This is a genomic window from Methylobacter marinus A45, assembly GCF_000383855.1.
In the GTDB taxonomy this organism is placed as follows: Bacteria; Pseudomonadota; Gammaproteobacteria; order Methylococcales; family Methylomonadaceae; genus Methylobacter; species Methylobacter marinus.
Genome location: NZ_KB912877.1, coordinates 1,179,393 through 1,203,718, shown reverse-complemented (window position 1 = coordinate 1,203,718; position 24,326 = coordinate 1,179,393). Strand labels below are relative to the sequence as shown.

The following is a 24,326-nucleotide window of genomic DNA, read 5'->3' as shown; positions in this document are numbered from 1 at the left end:
GTCGGGTTGCTGCGCGAACCCGACCTACTGAATCAAACCGGCTTATGTAGGTCGGGTTAGGCTTTAGCCGTAACCCGACTTTGATCTGGCAATGGGGTGAATGCAGTTAGTAGGGGCAATTTGCCCACGCAGTCGTAACCCGGCCTGTTCGGTTGAATTTGAACTGGAGCGAAATAAGAAAAATGAAAACGACACATACCGATACTCAAACTGAACCGGTCAAGAACAAGCTGCTGGAACTGCTGGATGAAGTGCTGCTGCATGACGGTTTCGGCGACATTCGGGTCGAGGTCAAAATCCTCAAGCGCAGACAGAAGGAAGTCATCCTGCATTGCGGCAAGCAGTACCGCTTTGTGGTCGACAGCCCGCTACAGGGATGATTACGGCTCTGGTTCCCACGCTCCTCAGACTGTGAAAGTATTCAGAATTTTTCTCCTCAATGTCTATATGCTGTTATATACAAATATCAAATGCACAATATATTGTGGTGAAAATTTCAAAAAACGAATACTTTCACAGTCTCTCCTGCGTGGGAACCTATACCGGTGTTTAAATCAGGCCCAGTCTGCATTCCCATTTATGCCCTTCAGGGTACGCAGGAGCGTGGGAACGAGAAACAGGGTACGCAGGCGCGCGGGAACGAGAATATATAACGAGTGTGATGGGGTCACATCGGCAAAATCCGTAGATAAGATGACCAAGAGGCTGCGCGAGGCAGTTGCGGCATTGAATTAGAGAAACTGTAATGAACATCAATCAAATGAAAGAAGCGCTCAAAAAATTCCGCGCTGCCGACTTTTCCGGTCTCAAAGACGAAGCACTGCGCGCCAAGGCACAGAAACTGCAAGCCAAACAGGGCGGTTTCACGTTGCTGGAATTGCTGGTGGTCATCACCTTGCTGGCAACGCTGGCGACAGCGGCGCTGGTCGCTTATGAAGGCATCGGTGAAAATGCGCAGGATACTGCAACAGCCAACAACCTTATAAGTGCTGAAAGCTCGATCCGTAACTTCCGTGCGGTAGAAAACAGATATCCTAACCAGTGGGATAACCTTGCTAACTTGGATGGTGATACAACAGGTGTCGTCGCTGCCGATGGTTCAGGCGGTACCGGTGCATTGGAGTTGTTAGCGCCTGTGACCAAGCTGTTTTTCGGACAATTGGTTATCAATTCTGACGACACAATTATAGATGAGATTGCAGGGTCATTAAATGCGGTTGGTATTGACGAATTCCAAACTTTAACCGCGGCTGCAACATTTACTAATGCTGCTGTACCTAACTTGTCTTTCAATGAAAGTGCGGAAGGCGTCGCTCCTCCAGCTTCAGAATTAGAGCTCTCTGGAACTGCCAACGCGACAGGAACATTTGCCGCATATGATGATACGGATATTGCAACCGCGACTGGTGTTGCGCTTTCAATTGTTCCGTCAGGTGCCCAAGGTACATGTACTGTAAATACAATTGCTATCAACACTAATTTTGCAGGCGTTACAGAACTTGACAGCAATAAACTTAACTTGATCAATGATGCATTAGGAAATGATGATTGTCATTTGGTGATTGCCGCTGGTTTTGGTAAGGACGTACCGGGCACCACACTGGGCAGCCGCGTTTCGATCGCTCAGGCTCCGACTGCGGCCACGGCCAATGTCAACCCGGCTACCAACTATGCGCGCTATATTGCTTTATTCCAGGTTGGAGAGGATACAGATGGAAACGGAAATATTGATGCGACAGAAATTCTGCCTAGAGCTCGCTTGATTGGTGTAGTTGATCCGGAAGGCCATGTTGTTGATCAGGCGATTGCCGGAGCTAATGCAGATGCATAAGAACTGAGTAGGTAGGTTGGGTTGCCAAACCCAGCATTTCGGAGCCACCTATGCCGGGTTTCCGCTAAAGCTCCAACCCAGCCTACGAAACTTCCGTGTTCTGGTTCCCACGGTCCTCCGTGGGAACCCATACCGATGTTTAAATCAGGCCCAGTCTGCATTCCCATTTATGCCCTTCAGGGTACGCAGGAGCGTGGGAACGAGATACCCGCTTCCGCATTCATCCTGATCGAGTCGGAACGATGCCTGCGCTAAGCACAGTGCCGCCACTGTGTTTATCCCAGTCATTGCAAGCAAGTAAATGAGGTGTTTATTGTTTGTCCTTTCCTTTGTTCCGGTTTCCACGGTCCTCCGTGAGAACCCCTGCCCGCGCCTGAAATCCCGGCGGCGTGCGGGAATGAAACATGAATCCGGCTTCACCCTGCTCGAACTGCTGCTCGTGATCGCCTTGCTGTCGGTGACCGCCGGCATCATGGTGCAGGGCTACGAAGGTGTGCAGGATCAGGGGCGCTACGACGCCACCCGTTTTGAAATGGCCGAACTGCGCAAAGCCCTGCTCCAGTTTCGCCGCGACAGCGGCACGAACGATTTTCCGGGACAGGGGATTTATGACTGCACGGATGCCGCCAATGACAATCCGGCCAGCGCCAACCCGGACATGGATTTTCCCGCGGAAGCCGGCAATACGGATGCCGAAAAAATCGCCTGGTGCAGTTCGCCGGCCAATTTCTGGATGCTGTTTGCACAGCCGGGTCCTGGCTTTGACTGGAACCCCGATACCCATCGCGGCTGGCATGGGCCGTATCTGCAACGCAAAAGCGGCATGATCTCCTATCTGACCGCTGGCAATGTCTGGGGCATCGCCGATCCGTATCAATCCCCCTTCATTCTGGTGGACCTGGACGATGACGACAAAGCGCGCATCGTCAGCATCGGCCCTGACAACACTTACGACGGCGAGGGCGCGAGCCCGTGCGAGCCGCCCGCCGGCTCCGACGATACCGTACTGTGCCTGCTGCGATGAAAAACATGCAGTTTTCACCGCGCCGCCGGTGTGCGAACGGCTTCAGTCTGCTGGAAATGCTGTTGGTGCTGTTCCTGATCGGGCTGATGGCCTCGGCCGGGCTGATGCTGACCGAAGGCGTCGAGGACCAGGCCAAATACGACGAAACCAAGCGCCGGATGGAAATGATGCGCCGGGCGATCGTCGGCGATCCGACCCGTACCGTCAACGGCGGGCCGGAAATCAGCGGCTTTGTCGCCGATATGGGGCGCTTGCCGGGATGCGTGGCGGAATTATTGCAGTTAGGCGCTGAGAAAACGCCGGCTACCGATCCAAGAACATTTTCATCGCCTTGCGACAATACGGTAACCCTCACCGAATGGCATATCGATGCCGATACCGGCATCGCTTCCGGCTGGCGCGGGCCTTATATTCAGATTTTGCCTGAACGGAACGGCGCGCTGCGTTTTCGGGATGGCTATGGCAATTCGGATGCGTCCGATGCGCAGAATTCGGGCTGGGCTTATGCTGTATCCGGCGCAGTCGTCAGTTTGGCCAGTGAAACCTTCGATCCCGTCGATAGTGGCGATGACATGACAGCCGCACAGCTGGTGGTCGGTTCAGATTGGCAGATCAATAGTATCTCAGTCAATTTCGTCAATCAAAATGCCAGCAATGCCATGCCCGATTCGGATGTCGATCTCAATCTGAGAGTTTACTTGTCAACACTGGACGAGTATGTAACCGGGGATGATGGCTTAACGTCGTCATTGACTATTTCGGCCGGCGACATTCCTGTCAGCGATGAAAGAAGCAATACCTTTTCCTTCGATGATTCAAACGCGATACCCATGGGGCGGCGTGGGTATGCCGTGGTTTGTCATGAAGTCCCGGCAGGTAATCCTGACAGTTATGTGATCTTTGATGGCGATTGCGATAAGGACAATAATCCAACGCCGACGTCAGCGAATATCCGTGGTTTTTCCGCGGTTCCCCGCCATAACCTCACGCTGGATTGGATCATTAAATGACTCAGAGCAATAGCCTGCCTTTAGACGCGTCTTGCCGGCTTCTGGCTTGCGAAACCGGTAGCTTTTCGCTGCATGGCGCGGCGCGGACCGGCGGCGGGAAGTCATCTACCGTAGGGTACGCATTGCGTACCTTGTACCCATTTGCCGGGTTCATCCAATGAGGCTTAAAAAATTCCTGCCCCTCGGCAAATCCTCCCCGCTGCTGGTCTGCGAAACCGACGGCTTTTCGCTGCGCGGAGCCGTGCTGGCGCGTTCCGGTACGCGGCTCGATGTATTGCATCAGGCGAAAACCGAGCAGGTGGATATGGCGGAAGCGCTGGCGGACGTGGTCGGGGCGCTGAAAACCAGCGGCTGGCAAGGCGGCGGTTCGGCGGTGTTGCTGTCGCCGGCGGTGTTGTCGGCGCTGGTGGAACTGCCGGTGAACCCGAAAAAACCGCGGCCGGTGGCGCAAATGATGGAACTGGTGCGCTGGGAAGCGGAGCCGTTGCTGATGCAGCATATGTCGCGCTGGTCGTTGGGACAGTTGCTGATCGGCCAGGGCTATATGACCGAGGAGCAGGCTCAGGCGGTGCTGGATTTGCAGCAGGGAAAACCGAACAAGGCCGGCGGCCTGGCATTGTCGGACAAATTTACGTCTCGCCGCTTTGGCGATTTGGCCGAGGAACTGGGCTATATCAAGCGCAGTCAGCTGAATGCCTGCCGGACCGCGCAGGCATGGCTGACAGCGGATGATGAGCAGATTGAATGCGGTTGGGCGGGACAGGGACCGGTGGAGGATATACCGGGTACGTTCAACTGGCTGGTCAGTTGCGTCAATAAGGCGTTGCTGCACCGCTGGACGGAGGTGTTTGCCGGCCAGGGGCTGAAATTGAAGATGCTATATCCATTGACCGGGTGCGGCGCAACCCTGCTGCCGAAAAGCCAATCGACCGGGCTGGTTCTGGAGTCGCAGCGCGGACTGGCGTTTGCGACGCGCTTGCAGGCGGGCCAAATCGCCGTTCAGCACCAGTACCTTGATCCGGCCAAAACAGCGCTTGAGCGCTGCCTGGAAAGTTATCATGCCATGCAAGCGGCGCCTGATGAGCCGTTGTGGCTGGCAAGCCGGCAGGGCGATGGGCCGGCTTTGGCGGCTGACTTGCGGCAGCTGCTGGCGGTCGAGGTCAATGAACTGGGCGACCCGGCGCTCGATGATCAAGTGACGCCGGGTATGGCCGGCGCGGCGCGTCATGCTTTGGGCCTCGGCGTCGAGGGCCGTTGTGTCGGCGTGCGCGAGGGCGGGCCTTTGCCGCCGTTGCCGCAGCGGCTGGAAGTGCGTGCCGCCGCCCTGGCGGCGCTGCTGCTGGTGTCTGTCGCGGCGGCGGAAATCTCGTTGATGGTGCGGAAAAATGTCATAGAAGCGCATAAACAGGAGGTGGATGCGCAGTGGAAAACCCTTGATGACGCGACCAAACGCATCAAGGCTCAAATCGAACAGGTCGAGCAGCGTAAACAGGCGTTGGCGCGGCAAAAGGCGGATCAGGTTCGGCTGGAAGCGATGCTGGATTTTTATAATAACGCCATTCCCGAGCGGGTGGCGCTGGTGCAGGGCGTGCTGAGCGTGTTGCAGAGCACGGTGAGCGGCGAGGTCATTATCATCAGTATCGATGAGTCCGGGAAAAGCGCGAGGGCGACGCTGGCGGCGCCGGAATCGCTTGCCGCGCTGAAGGATAAGCGGGTCGAGGTGGAAAATTTCAATCTCGAGGCCTGGGCGATTTCCGAAGCCGCGGCGCAGACGTTCATACAGAAAATGAAAGAGGCGGTGGCGCCGTGGCAGCTGGAAGTGCGTGATGCCCAGGTATTGAGCCGCAGGGGGCCGCTGAATCTGGACGGCTTCGCGGTGTCGATGAGGCTGGTCAAGCTGGTTGAGGCCGACAGCGTTGCACCGGCCCAGCAAAAGGTGAAAGCGCAATGAAATGGCCGCCCAAGCTGAATAACCGGGAGCAACTGCTGATTGCGCTGGTGATCGTGGCGGTCGTGGCGGGCGTTTACGGCGGGTTGCGCTTTCTGCCGGCCAATAAGGTCATCGCCGATTTAACCAACAGCGCGGAAGCGACACAGAAGCGTTTGCTGAAAGCGAAAATTCCTGAAGAGCCGTTCGAGGATATCGATAAGCTGATCGCGCAACTGGATGAACAGGAAAAGGAGGTGGCTTTGATTCGCGCTGAGGCGGAATCCATGGAGCAACGCCTGGCACCGTTCGATTCCCAGGAAACGATAGTGGCCATTTCGCAGCTTGCCCGCGATAGTCAGGTGCGCATCCGGGTCAATGAGACGATGAAAATCCAGGCGCAGGGCAATGCTCCCGCCGAGGCCGCGAGCAAGAAAACCAAAAAAAACAAGAAAAAAAATAAAGCCAAGCCCGCCGGCGAAAGCCAGAACCTGCCTGTGATCCTGCCGGAAACCATGAGTTGGATAGAGCGAATGTCGCCGGGCACAATGTTTCATCGGCCGATACAGCGCATCGAGCTGGAAGGCTCTTACATGTCGATACGGCAATTCATTCATGGGCTGAACGAATTGCCGTATCAAGTCACGGTGCTGCGCTTGAAAATTGCAAAAACGCCGACGCTTGCGCCGGTGGGCTATTCGCAGACATTGATGTCTGAACTAGTGCTGGCCTTGTAGGAGGGGACGGAAAGTCATGGCGTTAACCGACGAACAGTTGATCGATGCGGGCATGCGTAGCGGACTGATAGAACGGCCGGTGCTGGAGGGCTTGCGCCTGGAGGCGCGCCGCCAGCGCCTGCCGCTGCTCGGCATGGTGCAGGCCCGCTACCGTTTTCCGGTGTCGGCGCTGTATCGGGCGGTGGCGGAACAACGCGGGGTGGCCTATGTCGATTTGAACGCCTTGACCGTGGATACGGCGCTGCTGAAAAAAATCCCTGCTAGCCTGGTGCGGCGCAAACAGTTGTTGCCGGTGACCGATGGCGAGCAGGCGCTGCTGGCGGTCGCCGACCCCGGCGATCGCGGCACGATCGATTCGATACAAAGGTTGCTGGGCAAACCGTTGCCGCTGGCGATGGCGGATTTGACCGTGTTGCAGCTGAAAATTGCGCAGGCGCTGGCGGGCAAAGGGGGGCCTGCCGACGGCGAAGCGGTTTCGGCCGGGAACGAGACCGATCTGGTGGCGCTGCTGGATACCATTATTCGCGAGGCCTATCTTAACCGCGCGTCCGATATTCATTTGCTGACCGAAGCCGCGGGCTTGCGCGTTCGCCTGCGCGTGGACGGCAGGCTGCGGGATTATCCGGTCGAGGCCGATGCCTCGGTGGCGGCGGCACTGATATCGCGGGTGAAAGTCCTGTCCGGCCTCGATATCGCCGAGCAGCGCCAGCCTCAAGACGGCGGCTTTTCCTATCATTTGTCGCCGCCCATCGACAAGGAATTCAATATCCGGGTCGCGACGGCGCCTACGCGCCTGGGCGAGCGCATCACCATGCGTCTGCTGGGGCAGGAAGCCAGCGGGCTGACGCTGACCGATCTGGGCATGATGGATGACGATCTGCGGCGTTTCAGACAGGCCATTCACAGACCGTACGGCATGATTTTACTGACCGGTCCGACCGGAAGCGGCAAATCGACCACGCTGTTCGCCGCGCTGCAGGAGATCAACCGCCCGGACATCAATATCATGACGGTGGAAAACCCGATCGAATATGTCATGGACGGTGTCTCGCAGGTTCAGACGGGGCCGAAGATCAGTTTCGCCGATGCCTTGCGCTCGTTTCTGCGTCACGATCCCGACGTGCTGATGGTGGGCGAGATCCGCGACCATGAAACGGCCGACGTGGCGGTCAAGGCGGCGATGACCGGGCACATGGTGTTTTCCACGCTGCATACCAATAACGCCGTGAGCGCCGTCACGCGTTTGATCGATATCGGCTGCGAGCCGTTCCTGATCGGTTCGACGATGACGGCGGTGATCGCGCAGCGCCTGGTGCGCCGCCTGTGTGCCCATTGTCGCCGGCCGCGACCCGCCAGTCAGGATGAGCGGCTGGAACTGGGAGCCGCGGATGAAAGCGTCGAGATTTACGAGCCGGTCGGCTGCGCGGTGTGTCAGGGCACGGGATTCCGGGGGCGTCTGGGCCTGTTCGAGACCTTGTGGTTCGACGAAAAGCTGGCGCGCATGGTGGCGCGCGGTGCCGATGAGGAAGCGCTGGAAGCCGGCGCCGGCGAGCGCCTGCGATTCATGTGGGAGGACGGATGCCGCAAGGTGCGGCTGGGACTGACGACATTGGATGAAGTGCGCGATGTCGCGGTTTATAAAACGCGCGAACTGCTGGAATTGAACTGATATGCCGGAGTTTTCCTATACCGTGCTGGATGCAGGCGGCAATGAAATCGCCGGCCAACTGCAGGCCGACGATATCAATGCGGCGGCGATGATCCTGCGTCAGCGCGGCGTGCGAGTGATGGAGCTGAAGCAGGGACGGAAGCAGTCCGGTTTTTTGGGGCAGGACAATTTTTCCGACTGGTTGGCTTCCCAGCGTTCGGTCAGCAACGCGTCGCTGATTTTCTTCTTCCGGCAGATGTCGTTCATGCTGCGGGCGGGGCTGCCGGTCGCTCAGGCGTTGGAGCTTGCCAAGGCGCAGCTGTCGAGCAGCCGGCTCAATTTAACCATTCGCCTGATGCTGAAGGACATCGAGTCGGGGCAGTCGCTGTCGGCGGCCATGAAAAAGCACAAGGCGGTGTTTCCGGATATGGCGGTGAATCTGGTCGTCGCCGGCGAAAGCACCGGCGATCTGGACGCTATCATGGATCGGCTGGCCGTTCATCTGGATAAAAAAGCGGCGCTGCGCGCGCAAATGATCAATGCCATGATTTACCCGGTCGTGGTGATACTGGCGGCGATTGGCGTGGCGACGTTCATGGTGGTCAAGATTATCCCCAAGTTTGCCCAGTTTTTGCTGGGGCAGGGGCGGGTATTGCCGCCGTCGACTCAGATGCTGATCGATATTTCGGACACGGTGCGCGCCAACGGCCTGTTTATTGTGGGCGGCCTGATTGCGTTCATCACTCTGGTGCTGCTGCTTTATCAAACCCGCATGGGCCGCCTGTGGATCGACAATGTGCTGTTGCGGATGCCGGTGATAGGCGGCCTGCTGGTGAACGGTTCGATGGCGCAGATGACCTGGGCGTTATCGAGTCTGTTGCGCAGCGGGGTGACGGTGTTTGATTCGATGAAAATCACCGCCAATCTGATTGGCAACCGGGTGTACGCCGACAAACTGCAGGAAACCTCGAGCAAAATTCTCGAGGGGCGGGACATTTCCCGCAGTCTCGATCATCCGAAAATACCGCCGCTGGTGCTGCAGATGATCGCGGTGGGCGAGAAGACCGGCAGCCTCGACCATGTCTTGCAGGAGCTGGGCGTTTATTATGAAAAGCTGATGGAAGTCGCGATAAAACGGCTGTCGGCAATGATCGAGCCGGCGATGATTCTGGTGATCGGCAGTATGGTCGGTTTTGTTTATTACGCGTTTTTTCAGGCGTTGTTTTCGCTGGTGTCGGGGGGGCGCTAGGTTTTTTCTGGTTCCCATGCTCCTGCGTGGGAACCCGTACCGGTGCTCGGCTCAGCCGCGGTCTGCATTCCCATTTATGCCCTTCAGGGTACGCGGGAGCGTGGGAACGAGGGGGCGGGGCCGGCGGTGAAGCGGGTGGTCTGCAGTCCGACCGGTTTCCTGGTTCCCATGCTCCCGCGTGGGAACCCATACGGATGCTTAAATTTACAGTATATGTATTTCCACGCCGGAGCGTGGAAACGAGGTATAGGAAAAAAATAATGCTGAAAGTAAATCTTGTTCATGGTTTGTCGTTGGGTGCCTTGTTGATGTTCTCTGCAAACAGTGCGGCAGACACCCGGCCGCCCGTTTCTCCTTCGAATCAGCCGGCTTATCCTGCGCAACAATGGGTTCGCGATCCGTTCACGCCCAGCACATTGATGTATGAAACGGTCGGGTCACAGTCCGGGATGAGGGGGGGCGCGTTTGGTTTTGTCCCTTCCGGCGAAGGGGGCAGCCTTCCTAAAATGAAACTGCGGGGCTTGCTGAATCAGGATGAGGACGATTTTATCGCTCTGCTTGAGGTGGCCGGAGTCGGCACTTTTATGGTGCGGGAAGGGGATGAGTTCAATATCGATCCGTCACAGCCGAAAAATGCGATTCGCATCGATAAAATAACGCGGCTGAGCGTGACGGTCGAGAGCGGCATGCTCGGTTCAATCCGGGTTCTGCGGTGATTATCGAAAAGGCTTTCAGGCATCCGTATGGGTTCCCACGCAGGAGCATGGGAACCAGAAAAACCGCCGTATCGGTCAGACAGATGCCAGCCTCTCAGGTCTCTTCCTTGTCGACCCACTTGGTAACGGCCGGCGGTTCATAACCGCCGAAGCGATCGAGCAGTGCCTTTGAATCGCGCTCAACGATCAGTATTGAATGGTGCGCTGGCTTGATGAATTGTTCCGCGACGGCATGGCCCAAGAACGTAGCCAGCGAATCGAAATAGCCAGCAATGTTCAGCAGGCCGCAGGGCTTTTTGTGCAGCCCGAGTTGTGCCCATGTCCAAACCTCGAACAGTTCCTCAAGCGTTCCTATGCCGCCAGGCAAGGCAATAAATCCGTCGGAAAGCTCGGCCATCAGCATTTTGCGCTCATGCATGGATTGCGTGATGTGCAGTTCGGTCAGTCGCTTGTGCGCGACTTCCCGCCGCACCAGTGCTTCGGGGATTACTCCCACGGCCTGGCCGCCGAGTTGCAGCACGGTGTCCGCCAGCAAGCCCATGATGCCGACGCTGGCCCCGCCGTAAACCAGTCTTATATTTCGATCGACCAGCGACCGGGCAAGCTCGCGGGCGGCGTCTGAATACGCTTCTTGCCTGCCGGGGCTGGAGCCGCAGTATACGCAAATACTTTTCATGAATCTGATCCTTTTTATTGATGGGATATGGTGCTTGATTTCACGCGCGATAAGCTATGACGGTTTATAGCCTATTGCTGGTGCAAGGCCCGTACTGAACGCCTTAAAGCGCCGGCTGTGGGGCTGCCGGACTGTGCAGCTTATCGCACGGGGCGGGTTGGGCACAATGGGAAAAGGTTGGTTTTCAGCAGACCGCCGGCGGCAGGCCCATCCGCGAATTCGAAGGGAGGCTCAGCGGTCGCGATTGATGCATTTTACTTCATCGCCTATGGCTGCCCGGCACAGCCTGCCGCACCGGTAAATTGCCTAAAACAATTCGGCGAAAAAATTGTCTATCAGATATTGCCGATTTGACGCGGCCGGTTATTGCAGTCTGCGCTTGAGTTCCATGCAGCGCCGCGGAACTCCGGAATGTTCACATTGCCGTCATGATGTACCTTACTGGAATGGCTTGAATGACTAGACGAAATGCGCTTTTTATCACTAATAAAAAAAGTGGCAAAGCCGATAATGAGCTTAATGGCGCCGTTAAGATTCTTAAAGACGCGGGACTTAACCTGATCGAACAGGAAGCCGAAAATCCCGCCCGGATCAATGACTTGATCAGGCAACACCGTGATCAGGTCGATAGCGTGATTCTCGCCGGCGGTGACGGCACCATGGGCGCCGCTTCGGGCACGCTTTCCGAATGTGGCCTGGCTCTGGGTATTTTGCCGATGGGTACGGCCAATGACCTGGCCCGCACCCTGAAAATTCCGGAATCCATCGAATCCGCCGCGGCCATCATCGCCAACGGCCGCCTGCATGCCATAGATTTGGCCAGGGTGAATGGCCATTGGTTTGTAAATGCCGCGCATATCGGACTGGGCGTCAAAGTAAACCGCGGCTTGACCCGTGATCTTAAATCCCGCTGGGGACGGTTCAGTTATGCAAGAAGTCTGATCGATGCATTTAACTCGATGCGTCCCTATCATGCCGATATCGTCTGCGACGGAGAAGGTATTCGCATACGCTCGATTCATATCACCGTTGCCAACGGCCGGTTTTACGGAGGCGGTATGGCGTTATCCCAGGAAGCGTCGGTCGATGACCATCAATTGAGAATTTTTAGTCTGGAACCGCAAAGCTTCTGGAGCTTTCTCAGCCATTCAGTGGTCATTCTGGGCGGCAAGTTGAAAGGCCGGGAGGGCGTCTGGCTTCGCGGCGGCGAGAACATCCGAATAGATACTTCAAGAAAAATGCCGATATGCGCGGATGGGGAACCTGTTTCCTGGACCCCCGCTTATTTCGAACTGCAGCCGAACAGTCTGCAGGTCTATGTACCGGATGAATATTTCACACAGGAGGAGGCGGACGATGCTGAGGACTGAAAAACAGGTGGCACTTGACACCGTCATCAACTCCAGCCGCGGATCGATCGATCATTATCGCTGGGTCGCGGACGCCGGCGATGATGAACAGATCAAAACCTTGCTCGACAGGCTGGCGCTGGAGCGGGAAAGGATTATCGATAGGCTGGCGCCGCAGATGTATAAGCTTGGGGACATGCCGTCCGCGCCTGACCCTGAAAAACTGGCGGTCGAGGAAATGCTTACCCAATTGAAAGCCACATTTTCCGAGAATGAGAAGGATGCGCTGTTGGACAGTCTGGACGAACTCGACTCACAGCTGCTTCAGGAAATCAGCGAGGCCGTCAGACTGGATTTCGATGCGGAGACCCTGGCCATATTGCGCGAACTTGAAAAATCGGTAGCCGAAGCGAGGAAGAACAGGGGAAACTGAGCGTTTGATAATGGCTGGTTCAGCGCATGGACGGCTCCTGACTCTAGCTTACCCTTCATCATAAAGGCGCTACACGGGTTCATCGCGCTAAATGATGGGCGGAGTATTATTGGCAAAGCCAGCGAGCAATTGGGGAAGCTGCAACATATCGTCGAATAACACCGCGTTTCCGGCTCGACGCGACGAGGCCTCGTCAATTCGCACATGGCGGAATGCCTTCATGCCTGCGGCGGCTGCCGCCTCAATCCCAATATCGCTAATCCGCTGACGATATCGCTGTTCAAACATGTCCATGCGAGGGTCATACCTTGAATGCCGCGAACCGCAAGCGGACATAGTCCGCGATCCAGCCTTCCTGTTCGGAATATAAAACCGGCTTAAGCAGTGCTTCCGTTTCTTCATGGAAACAGGCTTTTTGATCCTGGCTCAGCGCCTGCGTTACGCTGTTGGCAAAGAGCTTTAGCCATTCGCGTACACCTGTTTTCAGTGGCGTAGGCCGTTCTATGGTCTCAATGTGACTAACACGGAAACCGCCTTGTTCCAGCGCCGCCTGATAAACCTCGGCGGATGGGAAAAACCAGGGATTTTTGAATTGTCCAAAGTCATCATGTTGAGCAAACACCCGCTCCATGGCATCTATCAGGGCGGCAATATTGCCCAGCCCACCCAGTTCGCCCACGAATCTGCCGTTGGGTTTGAGCGCCCGATGAACGCCGCCGATGACCGCTTGATAGTCCGTCATCCAGTGCAACGCCGCATTGGAGAAAACCGCGTCAAACTGATTATTGAAATTCAAGGACTCTCCGCTACAGACTTCTGCGGACAGTCCTCTTGAAGCAGCGGCAGCGATCATGCTTTCACTGGCATCAACGCCATGCACGCTCGCGCCAGTCTGTGCGATTTTCATGGTCAGTGTGCCGTCCCCGCAGCCCAGGTCGAGAATCTTCTCTCCCCGGGACGGGTTTAGAAGCGCAACCAGGGGGACTCCGAGTTCAGCAACAAAAGCGGCATGGTCAATGTATTGTGATGCGTTCCAGGATTGATGGGTCATGAGGTCTCCTTAAAGTTATGAAGCCGCATTCAGCGGCTTGTCCGTTGCAATGTTTCATCAAGTGTTTACAGGTCCGGCATTTCCTCGTACTGGATGCCGGAACCGCAAATTTCCCCTCTCACAGGGTCGGTGTTGATGGTCAATTAAAATCAGCTTCAATAAACGATCATTGCGGCCGATGATGATCGCCGTCCCTAACGCTGTGATTTTTGAAAGGGATAAGCCATTTGCCTCAGGTAGCCATTCGGTACCGGATGGCCTTTAATGCCATAACCGCCGGGCCATTCATGGCTAGGCATATAATACGTGCCGAACAAGCGATCGAATAATGGAAAGTGAATGGCAAAATTGATGTCAATCGCTTCTTCCTCAACACCATGGTGCCAATGGTGGAATCGTGGCGTCACAATGAAAGGCTTTAGCCATTCCACATTGAACCGGATGTTCGCATGAAGATAAGTGGAATAGAGATAGACCAGCAACAGATAGGCTTGTATGGCTATTTCCTGGTAGCCAAATGTCATCATGGGAATGACAGTGACGCTGCGCAAACCAATGATTTCAACAATGTGCATCCTGGAACCGGCCAGCCAGTCCATTTTTTGCGCTGAATGATGCACGGCATGAAAGCGCCATAGCCAAGGGATACGGTGGAAAGCCCGGTGAAACCAATATTGGATGAAATCCGTTAACAACATGATTTCGATAAACTGAAGCCAGACAGGTTGCGATCCGACCGCATGGCGGAAGGCGCTCCAGTCGGTATGGGCAACTATGGTATTCGATGGCCATAGCGACAGGTACGTTAATGTTTGCACCAGCAGGCTGCTAATCAGAAAATACAGCAGATCTTCGCGCCATTCACTCCTGAATAAGGGTTGATCGCGTAACCGGCCAAAAAAGGTTTCCAATGGAATAAACACGATACCGGTCATCAAGAGATTTAATACAAACCAGTCCAGGCTGATAATGGCGGTCGAGGCCGTCGAATCATATGTTGTCGGCATGCTGCCGATGAGAGACGCCATGAATACCAAAACAATGGCACTGATACCTAAAATCCTGTTCTGGCGCAGAACCAGGCTGATGCAGGCCAATAAAAAGCTGGATAGCATGATGCCCTGAGTCAATAAGTCGAACCAGGATCGGTCATACAGGGTTCGGAATTGCTGAGTGGCAAGTAAGTCCGGGAAGTGCGCGCTTAAAATTACACCTGAAGCCACAACCGATAAGGCTAAAGCGCCCACGCCGCTAATCCATCCCGAGCCAAAGGATCTGGCTTCCACAGGTGATTCCAAATCAGATCGAAGTGCCCGACGTAATTGATTAATCATTCTTTATCACTCTTTTGAATTAAAAATTATCATTATTTGAATATCCAGCGACAGAGCCTTATATGCGCAACACGATAGAAGGCGCTGGTCAATGGGATACTGCCGACGTCAGACCTGTTCTGAGCGCAGTATGAAGGGAAACGCATCGATCGCTATTGATGCGTTTCTTCTTCGTCGGAAGCTTGGGTCACACATCCTGCCGGCCCGGTTCAGTGGATAAGGCGTGCCGGCAAGAAGCGGTGGCGCCGGTCAAAAATTATCAATCGTTGTCGATTGGCTATAAGCGTTAAAAAACTGTCTGGCAGTACGCCCGCTTTTAGCCGCATTTTGATGGGCGAAATCCAGCGCTGCCTTGTGCAAGGTCTCGCGATCGCCGGTGAATTCGGCGAAATAGCTGTCGACAATCTGAAGGTAGTCCGGGGTTTGCAGGGGATAAAAGGCGAGCCGCAAGCCGAACCGGTCAGAGAGCGAGATTTTTTCCTCGATGGCGTCGGAATAATGTACTTCGCCGTTCACCAGCTGCGTCTCCAGATTGTCGCGCATGTGTTCAGGCAACAGATGCCGGCGGTTCGACGTCGCGTAAAACAGCACATTGTCCGGCGGCAGTTCGATGGAGCCTTCCAGCACGCTTTTCAACGGCTTGTAGAGGCTGTCGCCGCTTTCGAAAGACAAGTCGTCGCAATAGATGATGAAACGGTGATCGTGCTCGCGGATGTCGTCGACGATTTCCGGCAGGTACAAAAGATCCTCCTTGTCCACCTCGATGATGCGCAATCCCCGGTCTTTATAGTCGTTCAGCAAGGCTTTGACCAGAGACGATTTGCCGGTGCCGCGCGCGCCCCAGAGCAGGGCATTATTGGCAGGCTTCCCGGCCAGAAAGCGTTCGGTATTGGTTATCAGCTGTTGTTTTTGAGCATCAATCCCTAATAACTGCCGCAGGCGAATTGGGTCTGTATGCCGAACCGGGCGTAAGTAGGCCTGGCGCTGGCGCCAGATGGCCGCATAAGTGGTGTTCCAGTCGATCATCGGTTTTGTTTTAAAGGTTGCTGAAGGTGTCTTGGATTGTATGCTATTCAATTCGGCGAAGGCAATCAGAGAACCGGGCGGGCAGGCATGGGCGGTTCCGAATGCTGGGTTTATTAGGATGCTGCCGACGCCAGGAGGCGCATTTATCGCGATTGCCGCTCCCCAATGCATCCTATCGAGCTGTAGGCTCGCGCGAATCACGGAAACATTGTGACAATAGAGCAAGGAAAGAGGGCTTGATTACGCTATATCAAAACATCCAGGCCAAAGCCGTTTTTCATTATCCAGCTTCACTAGCCCTTGTTCTTGTAGAGCGGTTAAATCCCGCCGCTTGGTTTTATCAGTTCGGTTTTCATACAGGGCCATGTACCAAGGCGCTTGCCGTAAGACTGATAACGGAATCGGTCCCGTATTCAAGACTTGGCTGACAATGGCGTACTGCCGAGCGTTAATTGTTTTCTGGTCATACCGGCGCTTGATTTCTATTTCAAACAGCAAGATGTTAATGAGATTATTGGCTCGGTCATGCAATTTATTCAGGCTGATGAACATGCCTTGCAGAAAAAATTCCACAAAGGCGGTATTGGGAAAAGGGCGCTTTTTCATGGCCTGTTTGCGGCACAGATTAAATAGGGCGAAGTATTTGTCTATGTTTTCAAAATAATAGTGCGCCAGAGCAAAAGGCGCGTATTTAAAACCCTCAGCTTGGAGCAGCGTGGCTTCCAGCACGCGGCCGACACGGCCATTGCCGTCCCAGAAGGGGTGGATCAATTCATAATACAAGTGCACCAAAGGCGCCCGAATCAGCGCGGGAATCTTCTGGTCCTTCAGTTGCTGGTGCCAGTCCACCAGGGCTTCCAACAGCTTGATAATATCCTTGCCGTATTGAGGCGGTTTATAACGTCCACCATGTGCCGGATCACCGACATAAGTGGTGACTGATTTTGAATTATCGCGCAAAACCCCGGCTTGGTTGCGCTCATGAGGTAATTGGTCGGTTATGGCGGCATGCATGGTTTTAATAAATTCCACATCCAACTGCCAGTTGGGATCAGATGCCGCCTGACGGCTTAATTGATAAGCCTGTTTAAGGTTAAGGACCCGGCGTTGTTCGATGTCCTGAATTTTCGATGGATCGAGTTCCAGTGCTGATTGTGTTTCGGTCTTACTAAGCGCGCCGCCTTCAATACTGTTGGTGCCGAAAACACTGCTGACGATGACTTCTTTTTCTAAATGATTGGCAATGGGCGACAATGGTGAGGTGTGAAAGCGCTGATGGGCATCATTCACCCGCAATAAAAGCGTTTCCAAAGTTTGCATGTTACAGCCTATTTGCAAATCAAATGGCCCGAAACGGTCAGTTTCTATGCGAGCTAGATAATCCTCATATTCCTCAAGGGAAAATATCACAATTTATGTCTCCAACAATGTCCATAATTTTTTAATTAAAAATAATTATAATACAAATAGTTGTAATAATTTTTTATATTTTATGTCTAAAAAAATGTCCAGATAGATATTCGTTCTAATTATAATTAGAGGCGGAGAGCGTGTCTATCAACGCCAGGAACTAAAGCTGGAACAAGTCGCATGGAGGCTATCAACGCGATAAGTACGTTGGCTTTATCAGGATGCTGCCGATGCCGTGAGGCGCATCCATCGTCTCGGAAGATAGCTCGGCATTTATATCGATCCGCTGGTTCGAATCCATCGAGTTCGACCGCAGCAGGTGCATCAGCCCTCACTCCACCTCATACTCCAGTATCCCCTGCCGGCCGGCCAGCAGCGTCAGCTCGGCTATCGTGGTCACGCCCAGTTTTTCCTTGATCGCGGTGCCGTGGTTGCAGACCGTCTTGTAACTCAGGCAAAGCTTTTCGGCGGCCTTGTGCGTGTTGTAGCCCCGAGCCAGCAGACAGAAGACATCGAATTCCCGGGGCGACAGCAGTCTGATCTTTTCCGAATCGTCGTGGCCGGTTCCCATCGTGATCGCCAGCTGCTGGGCCAGTTCCGGATCTACATACGTGCCGCCTCGGGCGATTTTGCAGACCGCCGTCACCAGTGTTTCGGGCATGCTGTTTTTGGTGATGTAGCCTTTGGCGCCGGCCTTGATGGCGCGCGTGACATAAACCAGGCCGTCATGGATGCTGAATACCAGGACCTTGCAGTTCGGGTCCCGGCTGAGCAGCCGTCTGATCGTTTCAAACCCGCCGATGCCCGGCATCGACAGATCCAGCACCACGATGTCCGGCTGATGCTGGCTGTACAGCTGGCAGGCCGTCTCGCCCCGGTCCGCTTCATAAATCTTGCCGATATTATCGGATAACGCCAGATAGGTCTTGTAGCCTGCCCGGACGACAGCATGGTCGTCCACCAATAATACATTGATCTTGCTTGACACTCGGTTACTCCCCTACAAATTCGCCCATGATGCATGGTTTGCGCGGTAAAAAATATGGGAGCTTTTCCCGTTTTGTCGATGCGGGCTGTACAGGGGAAAATTTCATGGGTATTTGGCGCAATTTTCCCGGTCATTTCGGGGCTTATTCCGTAACCCGAGCACAGCCGCCTCCCGTATCATTTCCGCCCAGCATAGCCTTGCGCGCCGAAAATCCAAGGCATTACGTTTTGATCAAGAAAGCTGATTGCTGCAAGTTGACACAAATAAACACATCGGCGCGTTAAGGCTAGGCCTTACTAATCAGTGCATAACAATAACCTGGAGGAAGTATGCGGATTTCGAAATTTGCTCGTCATGTGGGGACGACTACGGCGCTGGCGTCGGGTATCCTGCTGGCCTTGTCGCAACCGGCGCAAGCCAATAAAGAGCTGGACCAGATGTCGCGCCAGAACACCAATTGGGTGATGCAGACCAAGGATTACAGCTCCACGCATTACAGCGAGTTGTATGACATCAATATCACCAACGTCAAGAACCTGAAGCCAGCCTGGTCTTTTTCAACCGGCGTGCTGAACGGCCACGAAGGCGGGCCATTGGTCGTCGACGGCATCATGTATGTTCATACGCCTTATCCGAACAACGTTTTCGCCATCGATCTGAATGATCCGGACAAAATCCTGTGGGAATACAAGCCCAAGCAAAATCCGGCGGCCCGTGCGGTAGCCTGTTGCGACGTGGTTAACCGCGGTCTGGCTTATGCACCGCAGGGCAAGAATTATCCGGCGACGATTTTCCTTAACCAGCTTGACGGCCATATTGTCGCACTGAACGCGAAAACCGGCGAACAACTGTGGAAAATGGAAAACTCCGACATCGCCATGGGCTCGACCCTGACTGTCGCGCCGTTTGTCGCCGAGGACAAGGTCATTGTCGGCACGTCCGGCGCCGAACTGGGTGTCAGGGGTTATGCGACGGCCTATAACATCAAGGACGGCAAGCAGGCCTGGCGCGTGTTCGCGACCGGTCCCGATGAAGACATCAAATTGTCGAAAGACTTCAACAGCGCCAACCCGCATTACGGCCAGTTCGGTCTGGGTCTGAAGACCTGGGAAGGCGACGCCTGGAAAATCGGCGGCGGCACCAACTGGGGCTGGTACGCTTATGATCCTGACCTGAGAATGCTTTACTACGGATCAGGCAACCCGGCGCCATGGAACGAAACCATGCGTCCCGGCGACAACAAGTGGACTATGACCATCTGGGGCCGCGACATCGATACCGGGGAAGCGAAATTCGGCTATCAGAAAACGCCTCACGACGAGTGGGATTACGCCGGCGTCAACTACATGGGCCTGTCCGAGCAGATGGTCAACGGCAAAATGACCAAACTGCTGACCCATCCTGACCGCAACGGCCTGGTTTATACCCTGAACCGTGAAAACGGCGATCTGGTCAATGCCTTCAAAATCGACAACACCGTCAACTGGGTCAAGCACGTGGACCTGAAAACCGGTCTGCCGGTGCGCGATCCCGAATATTCGACACATATGGATCACGAAGCCAAAGGCATCTGTCCTTCGGCCATGGGTTACCACAACCAGGGCATCGAGTCGTATGACCCGAACAGACAACTGTTCTTCATGGGCGTGAACCACATCTGCATGGACTGGGAACCGTTCATGCTGCCTTACCGCGCAGGCCAGTTCTTCGTCGGCGCGACCTTGAACATGTATCCGGGACCTAAAGGCACGCTGGGTCAAGTCAAGGCCATGAATGCGGTCACCGGCGAATTCGAATGGGAAGTCCAGGAAAAATTCGCGGTCTGGGGCGGCACCACGGCAACGGCGGGCGACCTCGTGTTCTACGGCACGCTGGACGGCTACATCAAGGCGCTCAACTCCAAAACCGGCGAAGAGCTGTGGAAATTCAAGCTGCCTTCCGGCGTGATCGGCCATCCGATTACCTATAAACACGACGGCAAGCAGTATGTCGCGATTTACTACGGCGTAGGCGGCTGGCCCGGCGTCGGTCTGGTATTCGACCTGAAAGATCCGACAGCCGGTCTCGGCGCGGTCGGTGCGTTCAAAGAACTGGCGCACTATACCCAGATGGGCGGCGGCGTCATGGTGTTCTCGCTTTAAGTATCTGAAAACGTAGGGCGGGCGGATGTTTTTCGCCCGCTATTACCACGAGGACAATATGTCATTTAAAGTAACTATCTTAACTGCTCTCTCTTTGGCGCTGGGCTTTGCGGCATCCGGCGCTTTTGCTCAGGAACCGTTGAAAGTCTGCGCCGCGGAAGACGAAATGCCTTACTCCAATAAAAAAGGGGAAGGCTTCGAGAACAAGCTGGCGCAACTGGTCGGCGAGGAACTGGGCCGGAAAGTCGAATACGTGACCTGGACCGATCCGCGCTTCTACCTGCGCGATTACCTGGACAAAGGGCTTTGCGACGTTTCCATCGGCATGGATACCGGCGATCCGCGGGTACTGACCACGCGGCCTTATTACCGGTCCGGCTACGTGTTCATCACGCGCCAGAACGACAATCTGGACCTGCGGAACTGGGACAGCGAAGTCCTGCGCAAGGCTGAGCGTATCGCTTATGTGCCGGGTTCGCCGGCTGAAGTCATGATGCGCGCGATCGGGCGTTACAACGACATGTTCAATTACGAACAGGAACTGGTCGGCTACAAGTCCAGGCGCAACCAGTACGTCAAGTACGACAACGCCAAACTGGTTTCCGAGGTCGCCTCGGGGCGTGCCGAAGTCGCCGTGCTGTGGGGGCCTGCCAGCGCCCGTTATGTCAAGGAAGCGGCAACGCCGCTGAAGGTGACGGTGATCCCTGACAACAATGCCCGCGCCGACGGCGAGAAGGTGGGCTTTCACTACAGCACCTCCATGGGCGTGCGCAAAGGCGACGAAGCCCTGCTGGCGCAGTTGAATCAGGTTATTGAAAAACGACAACAGGATATAAAGCAGATTCTGGAAGCAGAAGGGATTCCCCTGCTGCCCGAAACGGAACCCGCTTTAGCCATGAAGAAACAGGATTAACAAAGAAATGAAACATAATTATTTAACAGCCGCCGCATTCGCGGTTCTGGCTTTGTCCAGCGCCGGCGCGCAGGCGGAGATCACGCTGCACCATGCCATCACCGGCGAAGTGCTGGACATGAGCGTCGCCAAATCCGGCGGTAACACCGAGGCGTTCAAGCAGTTCATGGAGACTGGCAAAAACCCCTATAACGGCGACAAGGAAGCGGTCGAGAAGGGTAAAAGCCTTTACATGACGGGCTGCTCCGGCTGCCACGGCCATGAAGCGGAAGGCAAGCTGGGGCCGGGATTGGCCGACGACTACTGGACCTATCCGGCCAACGCCACCGACAAAGGCCTGTTCGAACTGCTGTTCGGCGGCGCCAACGGCATGATGGGACCGCAATACGTCAATTTCAGCACCGATGAGATGCTGCATATCATGGCCTTTTTGCGGGACATCTACAATGGTGATCCAAAGAAAGCCAAATGGTTAAAAAAATAACGAGGACACGACAATGAAAAAATTACTTTTACTCGGTGCCGCAAGCCTTATGGCCACACTGTCATTTTCCGCATCGGCCTATGACGGCACCAACTGCAAGGAACCCGGCGTGTGCTGGGAACCTAAACCAGGCTATCCGGATAAAGTGGCGGGCAGCAAGTACGACCCGAAACACGATCCCAACGAACTGAATAAACAATCACAATCCATCAAGGAAATGGAAGCCCGCAATGAGAAACGCTGGGAAAACCTGAGCAAAACCGGCAAGTTTGTTTATGACGTAGAGGATATCGAATAAGGATTTCCTCAAGGCCAGGCATGCCTCCCCCGCATGTTTGGCCTACCCGAAGCCTGAAGCGATAGGCTTTGCCTCAGGCTTCGATCCTCATGCATTTTTTAAGACTAAGGATACGGCGGAGAATAACTTCCCCCAATTTTGGCAAGCGCGTGTAGGGGCGGACCTGCGTGTCCGCCCTGTGTCCGGTGCACGACAGGTTACCGGGAAACCATTGGCCGAGGGATAACCGTTGGGCAAGGGCGAACACATAGGTTCGCCCCTACATAAGCGCTGATTTTAGCCAAAGACGTAAACCATACTTACTCCGTTAAGACCTCCCCTTAACGGAGATTTTTTTGTTAGCCAAACATGACAGACAACCAGCTCAACGACTGGCGCGCCAAGGCGCTGCAGTTCGAACAACAGATCAACGGGATCGTGATCGGCCAGCCCTCCGTGGTCCGCAATATCGTCCTCGCCGTGTTCGCGCGCGGCCATGTATTGCTGGAAGGCCAGGTCGGCGTCGGCAAGACGACGCTGCTGCGCGCCATCGCCCATGGCCTGGGCGGCGATTACCAACGCGTCGAGGGCACGATCGATCTGATGCCCGCCGATCTCGTCTACTATACCTACCTGGACGAAGCCGGCAAGCCGCGCGTCGATCCGGGTCCGCTGCTGAAGCAGGGCAGCCGGCTGGCTACTTTCTTTTTCAACGAAATCAACCGCGCCCGTCCGCAGGTGCATTCTCTGTTGCTCAGAGCTATGGCGGAGCGCAGCATCAACGCCTTCAACCGCGATTACGAATTTCCCCACCTGCAGGTGTTCGCCGACCGCAACCGCGTGGAGAAAGAGGAAACCTTCGAACTGCCGGCCGCCGCGAAAGACCGTTTCATGTTCGAGATCGGCATGGCGACGCCGACGGACGACGCGGTACTGGATGAACTGATGTTCAACCAGCGCTTCCATGACGTCGACCGGCTTGTTGCCGGCATGGAAACCGGCGGCATCGCTTATTACGAACTCAACGATCTGGCGGTCATGCTGCAGGAGAATATACAGGGTACGCCGAAGCTGCGCGCCTACGCCCTGGCGTTGTGGAAAGCCTCGCATTATCCGCAGGATTACGGGATCGAATTGTCCGACGTGGACATGAGCGCGCTGCTGCAGGCCGGCGCCAGTCCGCGCGGCATGAGCTACTTCATCCGCGCCGCCAAGGTCCGCGCCTGGCTGGAAGGCCGCAATGCCCTGCTGCCCGAGGATCTGCAGGCGGTTTATCAGGTCACGATGGCGCATCGCATCTTTTTGAGCCCGATGTACGCCTACCGGAAGGACGAACTGATGCCCGAACTGATCGACGGCATTCTCAACCAGATCGCCGCACCGTGAACTGTAGGGTCGAATTCACTTGTGCCCTTTAGGGTATTCGACCCAACGCCGCAACAGCGATATTTATCCAGGTGAGCAACCCATGAGCGTTAAAAAATACTTTGATTTAATCAAACCCAAAACGGAAATCGGCGATTTGACCGAACAGTACCTGACCTGGGCCGGCGTCAGTTTCATCTGCTTTTTTATTGCCGACGGCTTTGACCATCTGGCGGAAGCGTCCTACGCAGCCTATTACACGGGCGCCATCAACGAAGCCGTCAGCACCCGGTTCTGGGTATTGCTGGGAGTTACCGGCCTGTTGCTGTTCTCCATGGCGCTGCCTGTCGTTTTTCTGGCGCGCCGGTTGCCCGCGCTCGTTCAGGTTTCTTATTACCTGCGCCGCATCACCCAGGCCTTCTGCCTGATCGCGTTCAAGATCGGCGCCCTGATTGTCGGCATATGGACCGCGCATTGGCTGCACTTCAGCGACAAGGACCACATGCTCGCCTCGAAATCGCTGCTGATCGACGATATCGGTTTTTTCTCCATACTCGCGCTCGGCGTATTGAATACACTGTACTGGCTGATCGGCGAAGGGATTTACAACCGCGACGACCGAGGCTATTCGGGACTGGTCGGACTGATCCTGGATTGGCCCGTCAAGTACAGCCTGCCCGCCTACACCGTCTTCACCGGCGCCGTCATGTATCTGATAGCGAGCCAGCAGTAAACGC

At 55.2% G+C, this 24,326-nt stretch carries 24 protein-coding genes; 17 read left to right on the top strand and 7 right to left on the bottom strand.

Annotation, left to right across the window (positions count from 1 at the left end; genetic code table 11):
* Window positions 1–182 precede the first annotated feature (182 nt).
* The 9 genes from METMA_RS0105440 to METMA_RS24005 all read left to right on the top strand — a co-directional run bounded on the left by METMA_RS0105440 (window position 183) and on the right by METMA_RS24005 (window position 10,142).
* Window positions 183–380 (top strand): hypothetical protein, encoded by a 198-nt coding sequence (locus METMA_RS0105440; protein ID WP_020158059.1) that lies wholly within the window; start codon window positions 183–185, stop codon window positions 378–380.
* A gap of 365 nt (window positions 381–745) precedes the next feature.
* Complete coding sequence (locus tag METMA_RS0105435; protein WP_020158058.1) at window positions 746–1,831, top strand: type II secretion system protein; 1,086 nt, start codon at window positions 746–748, stop codon at window positions 1,829–1,831.
* A gap of 397 nt (window positions 1,832–2,228) precedes the next feature.
* The gene (locus tag METMA_RS25700) at window positions 2,229–2,855 is read left to right on the top strand and encodes a prepilin-type N-terminal cleavage/methylation domain-containing protein (RefSeq protein WP_020158056.1); all 627 of its coding nucleotides are present in this window, start codon (window positions 2,229–2,231) and stop codon (window positions 2,853–2,855) included.
* A 5-nt stretch (window positions 2,856–2,860) separates the two neighbouring features.
* Entirely contained in the window at window positions 2,861–3,865 is a 1,005-nt protein-coding gene (locus METMA_RS0105420) for a prepilin-type N-terminal cleavage/methylation domain-containing protein (RefSeq protein ID WP_198014468.1), read from the top strand.
* Window positions 3,866–4,022: 157 nt separating this feature from the next.
* Window positions 4,023–5,816, top strand: coding sequence for a hypothetical protein (locus METMA_RS0105415; RefSeq protein ID WP_020158054.1), 1,794 nt, complete (start codon window positions 4,023–4,025; stop codon window positions 5,814–5,816).
* On the top strand, window positions 5,813–6,529 hold the full coding sequence (locus METMA_RS0105410; protein ID WP_020158053.1) for a hypothetical protein: 717 nt from the start codon (window positions 5,813–5,815) through the stop codon (window positions 6,527–6,529). The genes METMA_RS0105415 and METMA_RS0105410 overlap by 4 nt, the downstream gene beginning before the upstream one ends.
* A gap of 16 nt (window positions 6,530–6,545) precedes the next feature.
* Complete coding sequence (locus METMA_RS0105405) at window positions 6,546–8,198, top strand: GspE/PulE family protein (RefSeq protein ID WP_020158052.1); 1,653 nt, start codon at window positions 6,546–6,548, stop codon at window positions 8,196–8,198.
* A gap of 1 nt (window position 8,199) precedes the next feature.
* On the top strand, window positions 8,200–9,426 hold the full coding sequence (locus METMA_RS0105400; RefSeq protein ID WP_020158051.1) for a type II secretion system F family protein: 1,227 nt from the start codon (window positions 8,200–8,202) through the stop codon (window positions 9,424–9,426).
* A 260-nt stretch (window positions 9,427–9,686) separates the two neighbouring features.
* Window positions 9,687–10,142 (top strand): hypothetical protein, encoded by a 456-nt coding sequence (locus tag METMA_RS24005; RefSeq protein WP_020158050.1) that lies wholly within the window; start codon window positions 9,687–9,689, stop codon window positions 10,140–10,142.
* A gap of 94 nt (window positions 10,143–10,236) precedes the next feature.
* Here the strand turns inward: METMA_RS24005 and METMA_RS0105390 are convergent, their stop codons facing one another.
* Window positions 10,237–10,818: an LOG family protein gene (locus METMA_RS0105390; protein WP_020158049.1), complete on the bottom strand. Its 582-nt coding sequence runs from the start codon at window positions 10,816–10,818 to the stop codon at window positions 10,237–10,239.
* A 455-nt stretch (window positions 10,819–11,273) separates the two neighbouring features.
* On the opposite strand from METMA_RS0105390, the gene METMA_RS0105380 reads away from it, so the two are divergent.
* Together METMA_RS0105380 and METMA_RS0105375 are read left to right on the top strand one after the other, a co-directional pair.
* Complete coding sequence (locus METMA_RS0105380) at window positions 11,274–12,188, top strand: lipid kinase (RefSeq protein WP_020158047.1); 915 nt, start codon at window positions 11,274–11,276, stop codon at window positions 12,186–12,188.
* Window positions 12,175–12,600: a DUF2383 domain-containing protein gene (locus METMA_RS0105375; protein ID WP_020158046.1), complete on the top strand. Its 426-nt coding sequence runs from the start codon at window positions 12,175–12,177 to the stop codon at window positions 12,598–12,600. Before METMA_RS0105380 ends, METMA_RS0105375 begins: the two co-directional genes overlap by 14 nt.
* An 87-nt stretch (window positions 12,601–12,687) precedes the next feature.
* Here the strand turns inward: METMA_RS0105375 and METMA_RS0105370 are convergent, their stop codons facing one another.
* From METMA_RS0105370 to METMA_RS0105340, 6 genes are all read right to left on the bottom strand, one after another.
* Window positions 12,688–12,894 carry a hypothetical protein gene (locus METMA_RS0105370; RefSeq protein ID WP_020158045.1) on the bottom strand — a complete coding sequence of 69 codons (207 nt, stop codon included), beginning with the start codon at window positions 12,892–12,894 and terminating at the stop codon, window positions 12,688–12,690.
* Between the two features lie 7 nt (window positions 12,895–12,901).
* Complete coding sequence (locus tag METMA_RS0105365) at window positions 12,902–13,651, bottom strand: class I SAM-dependent methyltransferase (RefSeq protein ID WP_020158044.1); 750 nt, start codon at window positions 13,649–13,651, stop codon at window positions 12,902–12,904.
* Window positions 13,652–13,845: 194 nt separating this feature from the next.
* Window positions 13,846–14,937, bottom strand: a complete 1,092-nt coding sequence (locus METMA_RS0105360) for a sterol desaturase family protein (RefSeq protein ID WP_198014466.1) — start codon at window positions 14,935–14,937, stop codon at window positions 13,846–13,848.
* Window positions 14,938–15,234: 297 nt separating this feature from the next.
* Window positions 15,235–16,011, bottom strand: a complete 777-nt coding sequence (locus tag METMA_RS0105355; protein WP_027147061.1) for an ATP-binding protein — start codon at window positions 16,009–16,011, stop codon at window positions 15,235–15,237.
* A 240-nt stretch (window positions 16,012–16,251) separates the two neighbouring features.
* A complete protein-coding gene (locus METMA_RS24000) occupies window positions 16,252–17,331 on the bottom strand; it encodes a Fic family protein (RefSeq protein WP_020158041.1) in 1,080 nt (359 codons plus the stop codon).
* A gap of 421 nt (window positions 17,332–17,752) precedes the next feature.
* Complete coding sequence (locus METMA_RS0105340; RefSeq protein WP_020158039.1) at window positions 17,753–18,409, bottom strand: response regulator; 657 nt, start codon at window positions 18,407–18,409, stop codon at window positions 17,753–17,755.
* A gap of 329 nt (window positions 18,410–18,738) precedes the next feature.
* Between METMA_RS0105340 and METMA_RS0105335 the strand changes: the two genes are divergently transcribed.
* The 6 genes from METMA_RS0105335 to METMA_RS0105305 all read left to right on the top strand — a co-directional run bounded on the left by METMA_RS0105335 (window position 18,739) and on the right by METMA_RS0105305 (window position 24,322).
* The gene (locus METMA_RS0105335; protein ID WP_020158038.1) at window positions 18,739–20,550 is read left to right on the top strand and encodes a methanol/ethanol family PQQ-dependent dehydrogenase; all 1,812 of its coding nucleotides are present in this window, start codon (window positions 18,739–18,741) and stop codon (window positions 20,548–20,550) included.
* 58 nt (window positions 20,551–20,608) lie between these two features.
* Window positions 20,609–21,463 carry a methanol oxidation system protein MoxJ gene (moxJ, locus tag METMA_RS0105330; protein ID WP_036297867.1) on the top strand — a complete coding sequence of 285 codons (855 nt, stop codon included), beginning with the start codon at window positions 20,609–20,611 and terminating at the stop codon, window positions 21,461–21,463.
* Between the two features lie 7 nt (window positions 21,464–21,470).
* Window positions 21,471–21,947: a cytochrome c(L), periplasmic gene (moxG, locus tag METMA_RS0105325; protein WP_020158036.1), complete on the top strand. Its 477-nt coding sequence runs from the start codon at window positions 21,471–21,473 to the stop codon at window positions 21,945–21,947.
* Window positions 21,948–21,960: 13 nt separating this feature from the next.
* Entirely contained in the window at window positions 21,961–22,245 is a 285-nt protein-coding gene (locus METMA_RS0105320) for a methanol dehydrogenase [cytochrome c] subunit (protein ID WP_020158035.1), read from the top strand.
* 348 nt (window positions 22,246–22,593) lie between these two features.
* On the top strand, window positions 22,594–23,610 hold the full coding sequence (locus METMA_RS0105310) for an AAA family ATPase (protein WP_020158034.1): 1,017 nt from the start codon (window positions 22,594–22,596) through the stop codon (window positions 23,608–23,610).
* 82 nt (window positions 23,611–23,692) lie between these two features.
* Window positions 23,693–24,322, top strand: coding sequence for a hypothetical protein (locus tag METMA_RS0105305; RefSeq protein ID WP_020158033.1), 630 nt, complete (start codon window positions 23,693–23,695; stop codon window positions 24,320–24,322).
* Window positions 24,323–24,326: the final 4 nt, after the last annotated feature.